This window comes from Actinomadura soli, assembly GCF_005889715.1.
Lineage (GTDB): Bacteria > Actinomycetota > Actinomycetes > Streptosporangiales > Streptosporangiaceae > Spirillospora > Spirillospora soli.
The window spans coordinates 1-10,329 of record NZ_VCKW01000277.1 but is presented as its reverse complement, the minus strand read 5'-3'; the positions used below and the strand labels follow the sequence as shown (position 1 = coordinate 10,329).

The following is a 10,329-nucleotide window of genomic DNA, read 5'->3' as shown; positions in this document are numbered from 1 at the left end:
GTTCGGGCTGGGCGGGCGGTGGCGGCTGGGCCGCTCCGGTCCCGCCGAGCTGCGGCGCTCCGAACACCACGGTGCGGTCGCCCAGCGGCCGGGCGGGAGGCTCCTGCGCCTCCGGCGGCGTGGGCTGCCCCTCGTCCTCCGGCAACGGCCGCTGCGGCCCCTGCGTGCCGTCATTCTCGGTCATCGTCGGGCTCCTTCAGCGGTCTGCCGTCCGTGGGCGTTCTGGCCACCAGCCTGCCCCGATCGCCCGTGGTATCGCAAATCACCACCCTGGATAGACGCCGGACGCCCCCGGACCGTTCCTGCCCGGGGACGTCCAGCGCCGCGTTATGTCAGGAATGCCCGAGGATCGGGTGCGGCCGGTACGGCGCCTCAAGCCGCGCGACCTCCTTCTCGTCCAGCTCCAGGCGTTCGGCGGCGATCGCGTCCTCCAGGTGAGTGAGTTTCGTCGCTCCGAAGATGGGCGCGGTCACCCCGGGACGTCCGAGCAGCCACGCGAGCGCGACCTGGGCCGCCGGGACGCCCCGCTCTCCCGCCACCTCACGGACCACATCGACGACGTCGAAGTCGTCCTCCGTGTACAGGCTGTCCCCATAGGCGTCGTTCTGGGACCGGACGGTCTTGCGCTCGCCGCCGCGCTCCCGGTTCCCGGCCAGCATCCCGCGCGCGAGCGGGCTCCACGGGATAAGGCCCACGCCTTGGTCGAGGCACAGCGGCACCATCTCCCGCTCTTCTTCTCGGTAGATGAGGTTGTAGTGGTTCTGCATCGTGGCGAATTTCGTCCAGCCGTGGGTGTCCGCGACGTGCTGGGCCTTGGCGAACTGCCAGGCGAACATGCTGGACGCGCCGATGTACCGGGCCTTGCCCGATTTCACGACGTCGTGCAGGGCCTCCATGGTCTCCTCAATGGGCGTCTCGTAGTCCCATCGGTGGATTTGGTAGAGGTCGACATAGTCGACGCCAAGCCGCCGTAGCGAATCGTCGATGCTCGCCAAGATGTGCTTGCGCGACAGCCCTCGGTCGTTCGGCCCCGGTCCCATGGGGAGGCAGACCTTCGTGGCCAGGACGTAGTCGTCCCGCTGGGCGAAGAACTTCGGGAGCAGACGTCCGGTCAGTTCTTCGCTCGTGCCCTCCGCGTACACGTCGGCGGTGTCGAAGAATGTCACGCCCGCTTCCACGGCCCTCCGGACGATCGGCTCCGCGTCGCCCTCGTCCAGGATCCACGCCCGCTTGGACGGGTCGCCGTAGCTCATCATCCCGAGGCAGATGCGCGAGACCTTCGTTCCCGTCGTGCCGAGACGTACCTGTTCCATGAACGGCTCCTTTCAACGTTCTCCACGGTGCAACGACACACCGGCGATCACCAACCCGATTCCAGCGAATTCGGTGGCCACGGGTACCTGCTGCAGGACGACAAGCCCTACCACGGTCGCGGTGGCGGGCAGTAAGGCGACCATCAGCGCATAGGTAGCACGGCTTAGGCGCGCCATGGCGAGCTGGTCGCACACGTAGGGGATGACGGACGACGAGATGCCCACCCCTATGCCCGCGGCAAGCGCGACCGGGTCTGTCAGGACGGTCACCGCCTGCACGCCCCCAATTGGCAGGACGAACACCGTCGCGACCAGCATCGCCATGGCCAGCCCGTCGATGCCTCCCGCGTCCGACTGTGCCGCCTTGTGCGCGACCACCACGTAGAGCGCGAACAGTGCGGCATTCGCGAAAGCGAAGACGAATCCCAGGGGCTCCCCTTCCAGGCGTACGTCGGTCAGTAGGTAGACGCCGGCGACGGCGGCGGCGAGGGCGGTGAGGTTGCGGGGCGTCCGCATTCCCAGTGCCGCGAGCCCGATGACGGGCAGGAACTCGATCGCCGCCACGGTCGCGAGCGGGAGCCGCTCGATCGCCATGTAGAAGGACGAGTTCATGAGCGCGAGCACGGCGCCCCAGGCCACGATCGTCCGCCAGGTGTCGCGGTTGAACGTCCGCCACGTCCGCCATGGGCGGCGCCACAGCAGGAACACCAGGACGGCGCTCCAGATCCGCAATCCGGCGACGCCCAGCGGCCCGACGCGGGAGAAGAGCAGGACGGCGAACGACGGCCCCAGATAGTGGAAGACCGCGCTGCCGACGAAGTACGACCAGGGCGGAAAGGACATGGCCGTATCGTCGGCGGGTTCGTAGGTTGGAGGAATGGCGAACCGAAGGGGGCGGCCGGGCCGCGCCTACGAACCCAAGCCGCTCGACGCGATCGACCTTCAGATCCTCACCGAGCTGCAGCGGGACGGCCGCGCCACCCTCGCCGACCTGGGCCGCCGCGTCGCGCTGTCCGCGCCGGCCGTCGCCGAGCGCGTCCAGCGGCTGGAGGAGACGGGCGTGATCACGGGGTACCACGCGTCGGTCGACCCGGTCGCGCTCGGTTTCCCGATCACGATCCTCGTCCGGGTGAACCCGAGCCCGCGCGAGCTGAGCCGCATCCCCAAGATCGCCGACGAGATCCCGGCGATCGTCGAATGCCATCGCATCACGGGCGACGACTGCTTCTTCTTCATCGCCCACCTGCGGACGGTCGAGGAGCTGGAGCCGATCCTCGACCGCCTCACCCCGTACGCGCGGACGACGACGTCGATCCTGCAGTCGGCTCCCGTCCCCCGGCGTCCGCTCCCCCTCGGCTGACCCGGGCTTCGCTTAGGCTTCCGTCGTGGTCGCCCATGACGTGTTCCTCGCCGACTGCCCCGCCCGGACGACGCTCGATCTGATCGCCGACACGTGGTCCGTGGTCGTCATCGTGGCGCTCGGACGCGGCCCGGCCCGGTACTCCGAGCTGCGCGGCGCGGTCGGCGGCATCAGCAACAAGATGCTGACGCAGACGCTGCGCCGGCTCGGCGACAACGGTCTCGTCGAGCGGCGCGCCCTGCGGACCGCCCCGCCCGGCACCGAGTACAGCCTCACCGACCTGGGCCGCAGCCTCCTGGTCCCGGTGTCGGCGCTGACCCGGTGGGCCGAGGACAACTCGGCCGCCCTCCTGGACGCCCGCGAGGCCCTCCCATAGGGAACCTCCCGGTTCCTCACGCCTTTCTAGCGTCCTGCGGCAGGACCTCGAACCAACGGAGGACGCTTTGAAGATCGGTGTGCTCGGAGCCGGGAGGATGACCGAGGCGCTGGCGTCCGGCTGGACACGGGCCGGGCATGACGTGCTCGTCGGCGGGCGCACGCCGGGCAAGGCCGCCGACCTCGCCAACCGGATCGGCGCCCGCGCCGGGACGCTGCGCGAGGCCGCCGAGTTCGGCGACGCCGTCCTGGTCGCGGTGCTCCTCGCCGGGCTGGACGGGACGCTCCGCGCGGCGGGCGCGCCCGAGGGCACCCTGGCGGGCAAGGCCGTGATCGACGCGACCTCACCCAGGCCCGGCATCTGGAGGCCATGGCGATCATCGTCATCCGGCTGCTGTTCTCCGGCGCCGACCCGCTGTCCGTCTTCGCCTTCCGCTCGCTGGAGGAACGCTGACGTCCTCCAGCGTCCGCCGTCCCGGGAGCCCGCCTACAGCTGCGCCTCCAGGCCGTCGAGGATGTAGGCCAGCCCCGCGCTGTAGCTCCCGTCCCAGTCGTCGTCGTAGAGATAGCCGTTGGCGGCCAGGGTCGGATACCGGTCACGGGCCGCCCGCAGCTGTTCCTGCCCCAGGCGGCGCTCCTCGTCGGTGATGTGCAGAGCGGTCTGCGACGTGGCGGACCCCATGACGTGGTTGTAGAGCGCCCAGGTCGCCGCCGAGAGGCTCTGGCCGGTGAACCCGGCGCGGGCGAGCGTCGCCTGGAGGATCTCCATCCCGGCGAGGAAGTTCGGGCCGATGGTGGGACGCCGCCGCGCCGGGACCGCGGCGGCCCAGGGGTGGCGCAGCAGCGCGGCCCGCCAGCCGGCCAGGACCGCCGTGACGTCGTCGCGCCACTCCTGCGCGCGTCCGGCACCCGGCTTCGGCGGGGCCTCCCCGAAGATCGCGTCGACCGCGAGATCGATCACGTCGTCCTTGGTGTCGACGTGCCAGTACAGCGACGGCGCGACGACATCGAGCCGCTCCGCGAGCCGCCGCATGGTGAGCCGGTCGATGCCCTCCTCGTCCAGCAGGGCCACCGCCGCCGCGACGATACGGGAGTGCGTCAGCGGCGGCTCCCCCCGCTGCTCGCGCCGGGGCCGCAGCCAGACGCTGCGCACATCACTCGACTTGCCCATCGCACCCCTCCCGCACCAACCGGTCGCCCTATCAGGCTACAGTGTTCGATGAATCGAACAACGTTAGGCAGTCCCAAACAATGTTAGGGAGACACAGTGGAAGACGGTCGAAGGCGCTGGGCGACGCTCCTCGCGGTCAGCGCGGCCCAGCTCCTGGTCGTGCTGGACGGGACGATCATCAACATCGCGCTGCCGTCCGCGCAGCACGCGCTCGGGATGTCCGACACCGCCAGGCAGTGGGCCATCACCGCGTACGCGCTGGCCTTCGGCGGCCTCCTGCTGATCGGCGGCCGGATCAGCGGCGCGGTGGGACACCGCCGCACGTTCATCGCCGGCCTGCTGGGCTTCGCGGGCTCGTCCGCACTGGGCGGCGCCGCCACGAGCCCCGAGATGCTGTTCGGGGCACGGGCCCTGCAGGGGGTGTTCGCCGCCGCGCTCGCCCCCGCCGGCCTCTCACTCCTGACGATCAGCTTCACCGGGGGACGCGAACGCGGCCGCGCCTTCGGAGTGTTCGCGGCGGTGGGCGCCGCGGGGTCGGCCATCGGTCTGATCGCGGGCGGACTGCTGACGGAGTACGCGAGCTGGCGCTGGTGCCTCTACGTCAACGTCCCCATCGCACTGCTCGCCGTCCTCGGCGCGGCACTCGTGCCCCGCGACCAGCCGAACCGCCGCGGCCAGGGGCTGGACGTGCCGGGCGCACTCCTGAGCGCCGCGGGCTTCGCGGCGGTGGTCTACGCGTTCGCCGAAGCCGAGTCCGACAAACGGAACTCCGCGCTGGCCCTCCTCGCCGGAGTCGTCCTGCTGACGCTGTTCGTCATCGTCGAACTGCGCACCCGCCGCCCCCTCCTCCCCATGCGGATCCTGCTGCACCGCGCACGGGCCGGCGCCTTCCTCTCGATCACCCTGATGTTCGTCGCGATGTTCGGCTTCTACCTCTTCATGAGCTACTACACGCAGACCGTCCTCGGCTATTCACCCGTCGAGGCGGGCCTCACCCTGATCATCAACGCCCTGGCCGCCCTGCTCGCCTCGACCCTCATCGCCGGACGCCTGCACGGCCGCGTCCCCCCGGCCGCGCTCATCCTCCCCGGCCTCCTCGCCGCGGCCGCGGGGATGCTGCTCCTGACGCGGCTGACCGCATCCACCACGGACGTCTTCGCCCTGTACCTCGTCCCCGCCCTGGTCCTCACCGGCCTTGGCATCGGCCTCGTCATGCCCCCCACCGCCGGCCTGGCCACCACCGCGATAGACCATCAGGACATCGGGTCGGCATCAGCGGCATACAACGCGTCCCAGCAACTCGGCGCCGCCCTGGGCACCGCCCTGCTCAACACGGTCGCCGCCAGCACCGCCGCGTCGTACCTCGTCGCACACCCCCAGGCCACCCCCACGGCGGCGGTGGTCCACGGCTACACCACAGCCCTCACGATCGCCTTCACCATCCTCCTCGCCGCCGCTCTCCTCACCACCCCCCTCCTCCTCACCCGCCGGTCACGCCGGCGCCCCATCGAGGAGCCCGCTACCGACGAGACCGAAAAGAGCGTGGAATACGGCCATTCCACATGATCAACAATTCCTGGTCAGCGTTGGAATTCGGCGCGGACGCCTAGGAGGCGGACGGGGCGGCGTCCAGGGAACGCGTCGAGAGCGGCGAGGGCGGCCGCCTCGATCAGGTCCGGTTCGACGGACGGGGCCTCCAGCGTCCGGCCGTGGGTCTGGGTGATGAACGGCGCGTACCGGACCTTGACGATGACGCGGGCGACGTCCCGCCCCTCTTCGGCGACGTCGGCGGCGACCCGGCGCGCCAGTTCGGACACCTCGCGCCGCACGTCCTCCCAGTCCGGCAGGTCGTCCTGGAACGTGGTCTCCCGGCCGCGCGACCTCGGGACGTGCGGCGCGTCGCTCACCGGCGATGTGTCGAGCCCCCGCGCGAGCAGCACCAGCCACGGGCCGTTCGTGGGGCCGAACTCACTGGCGAGAGCGGCGGGGTCGGCGGTGGCCAGTTCGCCGACCGTGGTGATGTCCAGCTTCTTCAGCCGTTTCGCGGTCTTGGCGCCGACGCCCCAGAGCGCGTCCGCCGGGAGGGCGCCGAGGACGTCGAACCAGGTGTCCGCGGTGAGCCGGAAGATCCCGGCGGGCTTGCCGAAGCCGGTCGCCAGCTTCGCCTGGAGCTTGTTCTGCCCGATGCCCACCGTGCATTCGAGGCCCGTCGCGGCGCGCACCCGGTCGCGGATCTCGCGCGCCATCGCTTCCGGGTCGCCGTCGACGGCCAGGAACGCCTCGTCCCAGCCGAGCACCTCGACCACGACGCCGAGGCTCCGCAACGTCGCCATGACCTGGTCCGACACCGACTCGTAGAGGTCTCTGTCCACGGGCAGGAACACCGCGTCGGGGCAGCGGCGGGCCGCCGTCCGCAGCGGCAGCCCGGAGTGCACGCCGTAGGCACGGGCCTCGTACGAGGCCGTGCTCACCACGCCGCGCTTGGTCGGATCGCCGTCACCGCCGACGACGACCGGCCGCCCGCGCAGTTCCGGGTGGCGGAGCACCTCGACGGCGGCGATGAACTGGTCCAGATCGACGTGCAGGACCCATCGAGCCACCCCACCATTGTCCCTCTACCAGCACAAACGCCACACAGCGCGGGGCCCTGCGAGCGGGCACGCCCCTTGCCGCAACGGAAAGTCGTGTGTTGACAGAATGGAAACTAAGAACCATAGTTTCCACCATGGAAACACACGAGAGCGCAGGTGCGCCGAGCCCCCGGCCGACTCCCAGCGAAGCCGCGGCGGCCCTGGACGAGGTCGAGCAGACCCGCGCCGAGCTGTCCGGCATCCGGACGCCCCTGTGGTACTTCATCGCCCTCGGGATCTGGACGGCGCCGATCGGCCCCCTGGTGTCGCTGACCCCGGACCCGCCGTCCGGGGCGGTGATCCTCCTCGCCGGGGTGGCGGTCTGGGCGGCGGGGCTCGGGCTCCTCATGCACGTGGTCGTCAAGCGGATGCGGGTGCTGATGTGGCTGAACGACCGGCAGATCCGGCCGTTCGCCGTGATCATGATTCCGCTGCTGGGCCTGTACGCCCTCGTGCAAGGCGTCGCCGACCCGCCCTGGGGCCCCGGGGCCATCACCGTGGTCGCCGCGGCGGGCATCATCGCCTTCGGCGTGCATCACCGGCTGAAGGGCGGACGGTCGTCATGACCCGGCAGGCCCCGGCGGGCGGTGCCGAGGCCCCCGACGCGTTCGACAACGTCATCCACGCGCCCCAGCGGCTGCGCATCTGCGCGATGCTCGACGCGGTGAACCAGATCGAGTTCAGCCTGGTCCAGGAGCGGCTGGACGTCAGCGCCTCGGTGCTCAGCAAGCATGTGAGCGTCCTGATGGACGCGGGCTACGTCGAGCAGCGCAAGGCGGTGCGCGACACCCGGCAGCGGGTGTGGCTCGAACTCACCGCCACGGGCCGCGCCGCCTACCGGGGCCACGTCGCCGCCCTCCGCAAGATCGTCGACCAGGCACCGGAGTAGCGCCGGGTCAGCGGTCGACCTTCCAGGCGGCGTCCGGGGGTGGTGCACCGTGGGCGAGGATGGGGCGGCGGGACGGTCAGTCGATGAGGCCGCCGATGCCCTTGCCGAGCAGGACGACGCCGATGACCAGCAGGAGCACGAACATCACCGTGGTGCTGTTGCGTTCCAGCCACGCCTTCAGGTCGTCCAGCGGTCCGCGCATCCGCTCGGCGTCGGCGACGTACACCAGCACCGGGATCGCCACGCTGCACGCCGCGATCACGGCGAAGACGGCGACCGCCACGACCTCGCTGCCGACGCCCAGCTCGCCCTGCGCGATGGCGATCCCGGCGGCGACGCACATGATCAGGTTCTTGGGGTTCACCGCCGACAGCAGCAGTCCCAGCGACGCCGCCTTGGCCGGGGTGACCTCGTCGATCGCCCTCATCCACGAGGGCGTCTCTGCCTCCGCGCCCTCGCCCGGACGGTACGCCCACTGCCGGGCGGCCAGGGTCAGCACGAGCACGCCCAGCAGCAGCTCGATCCACGAGACCGGCGTCTTGGGCTGCCCCGCCGAGCCGTTCATCCCGATGGCATTGGCGATCACCACCAGCACGGTCGTGGCGATCACGATCCCGCCCGCCCATCCGGCCAGGAACCCCGGCCCGGTGGTGCGGGCCCGCGGCGACAGCAGCATGAGGATCACCGCGATGATCGGGATCGGGCTGATCGCGACCCCGATCGCCAGCGGCAGCAGATTCCCGATGACCTCGCCCATACCGGCCCCCTCTCCGATGTCCGCGGCGGTCAGGGCGTGACGATGGGGAAGTCGGGTTCGGCGCCGTCCATGACGGCGAGCAGCCGGTGCAGCGCCGCCGCGTCACCGGTGCTGGTGATGCCGTCGGTGCCGCCTCCGGCGATGAGCGCGAACAGGTGCGGGCGGGTCAGCGTGAGCATCAGGTCGGCGTCACCGCCTCCGGCGCCGCCGGTGGCGCGCCGATGGATGAGGACGCCGTTGGACAGCATCATGCGGTACCGGTCGCCGGTGTCGGTGAAGTCCCAGTCGATGGTCAGGTGCTCGTCCCACGCCTTGGGGCCGTTCACCCGGATCGCCATGGAGTCGAAGACCTGCTCGACCGTCAGTCCGGCCGCCATCCCCCCGGCGATGCTGGTCGGGAGAGGTTTGGCGCCTTCGTGGAGTTCCATGGCGCCGGTGAGGTAGAAGTTGCGCCACGTGCCGCACTCGGAGCCTTCGCCGAGCCGCTGGTAGACGTCCGCGAGAGCGTTCTTGGCGTCGGCGTTGCCGGGGTCGGCGAACACCACGTGGTTCAGCAGGGTCGCGGCGAACCGCAGGTCGCCCTGGCCGCTGTAGTCGCGGGCCATCGCCATGACCTTGGACGCGCCGCCCATGCATTCCACGTACCGTTTCGCCGCCTCGACCGGCGGATGCTCCCACAGGTGCGCGGGATTCCCGTCGAACCAGCCCATGTAGCGCTGGTAGATCGCCTTGACGTTGTGGCTGACCGACCCGTAGTACCCGCGGGCGTGCCAGGCGCCGGCCAGCGCGGGCGGCAGGTCGATCATCTCGGCGATCTCGACGCCGGTGTGGCCCTGGTTGAGCAGCCGCAGCGTCTGGTCGTGCAGGTAGGCGTACAGGTCCCGCTGCTGCGCCAGGTAGGCCACGATGTCGCCGCGCCCCCACGTCGGCCAGTGGTGGGACGCGAACGCCACGTCGGTGTCGTCGGCGAACAGCGTGATCGCCTCGTCCAGGTACCGCGCCCAGACCCGCGCGTCGCGCACCAGCGCACCCCGCAGGGTCAGGATGTTGTGGAGGTTGTGCGTGGCGTTCTCGGCCAGGCACAATGCCCGCCGCCCGGGGAAATGGAAGTTCATCTCGGCCGGGGCCTCGGTGCCGGGCGTCAGCTGGAACACGATCCGGACGCCGTCCAGGACCTCGTCCTGCCCGGTGCGCGTGATGTCCTTGTTCGGCGGGACGAGCGAGACCCGTCCCGAGGACGCGGTCTGCCCGAGCCCGGTCCCGACCATCCCGTCCGGGCTCCGCTCCAGGTTGACGCCGGTGTGGTACACCCCGCGACGGGCCATCGCGGTCCCGGCGTACACGTTCTCCGCGACCGCGTTCTCCAGGAACCCGGCCGGAGCCAGGATCGGCACCCCCTCGGGATTCCCCGGCTCGATGACACCCTCCGCGCCACCGAAATGGTCGACGTGCGAATGGGTGTAGATCAGCCCAGTGACCGGCCGGTCACCGCGGTGCTCCCGGTACAGCGCCAGCGCGGCGGCCGCGGTCTCCACCGACACCAGCGGGTCGATGACGATCACCCCGCGCTCGCCCTCGACCAGCGTCATGTTCGACAGGTCCAGGCCCCTGACCTGGTAGATGCCGTCCGTCACCTCGAACAGGCCCTGTTTTGCGCACAGCTGCGACTGCCGCCACAGCGACGGATTCACCGTCTCCGGGCACGGGCCGTCGAGGAACGCGAAGACGTCGTTGTCCCACACGACCCGTCCATCGGCGTCCCGCACCACCCCCGGCGACAGCGACGCCACCAGCCCCCGCTCAGCATTCTCGAAATCCGTCCGGTCCCCGAACG

General features: G+C 70.8%; 13 protein-coding genes. 6 read left to right on the top strand and 7 right to left on the bottom strand.

Translation table 11 applies throughout. The features are described from left to right. From ETD83_RS34810 to ETD83_RS34800, 3 genes are all read right to left on the bottom strand, one after another. On the bottom strand, positions 1-184 hold a 184-nt coding region (locus ETD83_RS34810; protein WP_205718045.1), incomplete at its 3' end, for a hypothetical protein. A 148-nt stretch (positions 185-332) separates the two neighbouring features. Beyond that, positions 333-1,313, bottom strand: coding sequence for an aldo/keto reductase (locus ETD83_RS34805; protein ID WP_138649460.1), 981 nt, complete (start codon positions 1,311-1,313; stop codon positions 333-335). A gap of 12 nt (positions 1,314-1,325) precedes the next feature. Further along, positions 1,326-2,156, bottom strand: a complete 831-nt coding sequence (locus ETD83_RS34800) for an EamA family transporter (RefSeq protein WP_138649459.1) — start codon at positions 2,154-2,156, stop codon at positions 1,326-1,328. Positions 2,157-2,190: 34 nt separating this feature from the next. Here ETD83_RS34800 and ETD83_RS34795 point away from each other — a divergent pair, with 34 nt between their 5' ends. The 3 genes from ETD83_RS34795 (at position 2,191) to ETD83_RS34785 (ending at position 3,569) form a co-directional block, all read left to right on the top strand. Next, a complete protein-coding gene (locus ETD83_RS34795; RefSeq protein WP_138649458.1) occupies positions 2,191-2,673 on the top strand; it encodes an Lrp/AsnC family transcriptional regulator in 483 nt (160 codons plus the stop codon). Between the two features lie 25 nt (positions 2,674-2,698). After that, a complete protein-coding gene (locus ETD83_RS34790) occupies positions 2,699-3,049 on the top strand; it encodes a winged helix-turn-helix transcriptional regulator (RefSeq protein WP_138649457.1) in 351 nt (116 codons plus the stop codon). Positions 3,050-3,128: 79 nt separating this feature from the next. Further along, the gene (locus ETD83_RS34785; protein ID WP_268920531.1) at positions 3,129-3,569 is read left to right on the top strand and encodes an NADPH-dependent F420 reductase; all 441 of its coding nucleotides are present in this window, start codon (positions 3,129-3,131) and stop codon (positions 3,567-3,569) included. On the opposite strand, the gene ETD83_RS34780 is transcribed toward ETD83_RS34785, so the two are convergent. Next, the gene (locus ETD83_RS34780; RefSeq protein WP_138649455.1) at positions 3,536-4,219 is read right to left on the bottom strand and encodes a TetR/AcrR family transcriptional regulator; all 684 of its coding nucleotides are present in this window, start codon (positions 4,217-4,219) and stop codon (positions 3,536-3,538) included. The two genes, ETD83_RS34785 and ETD83_RS34780, sit on opposite strands and share 34 nt — an antisense overlap. Positions 4,220-4,315: 96 nt before the next feature. Here ETD83_RS34780 and ETD83_RS34775 point away from each other — a divergent pair, with 96 nt between their 5' ends. Further along, positions 4,316-5,785 carry an MFS transporter gene (locus tag ETD83_RS34775; RefSeq protein WP_138649454.1) on the top strand — a complete coding sequence of 490 codons (1,470 nt, stop codon included), beginning with the start codon at positions 4,316-4,318 and terminating at the stop codon, positions 5,783-5,785. Positions 5,786-5,799: 14 nt separating this feature from the next. Here ETD83_RS34775 and ETD83_RS34770 read toward each other — a convergent pair whose 3' ends face one another. Then, on the bottom strand, positions 5,800-6,819 hold the full coding sequence (locus ETD83_RS34770) for a DNA polymerase IV (protein WP_138649453.1): 1,020 nt from the start codon (positions 6,817-6,819) through the stop codon (positions 5,800-5,802). Between the two features lie 125 nt (positions 6,820-6,944). Here ETD83_RS34770 and ETD83_RS34765 point away from each other — a divergent pair, with 125 nt between their 5' ends. After that, positions 6,945-7,415 (top strand): hypothetical protein, encoded by a 471-nt coding sequence (locus ETD83_RS34765; protein WP_138649452.1) that lies wholly within the window; start codon positions 6,945-6,947, stop codon positions 7,413-7,415. Continuing rightward, positions 7,412-7,738 (top strand): transcriptional regulator, encoded by a 327-nt coding sequence (locus ETD83_RS34760; RefSeq protein WP_138649451.1) that lies wholly within the window; start codon positions 7,412-7,414, stop codon positions 7,736-7,738. The genes ETD83_RS34765 and ETD83_RS34760 overlap by 4 nt, the downstream gene beginning before the upstream one ends. A gap of 76 nt (positions 7,739-7,814) precedes the next feature. On the opposite strand, the gene ETD83_RS34755 is transcribed toward ETD83_RS34760, so the two are convergent. Then, on the bottom strand, positions 7,815-8,495 hold the full coding sequence (locus tag ETD83_RS34755; protein ID WP_138649450.1) for a GAP family protein: 681 nt from the start codon (positions 8,493-8,495) through the stop codon (positions 7,815-7,817). Between the two features lie 29 nt (positions 8,496-8,524). Beyond that, a partial coding sequence (locus tag ETD83_RS34750) for an alkyl/aryl-sulfatase (RefSeq protein ID WP_138649449.1) occupies positions 8,525-10,329 on the bottom strand: 1,805 nt, incomplete at its 5' end.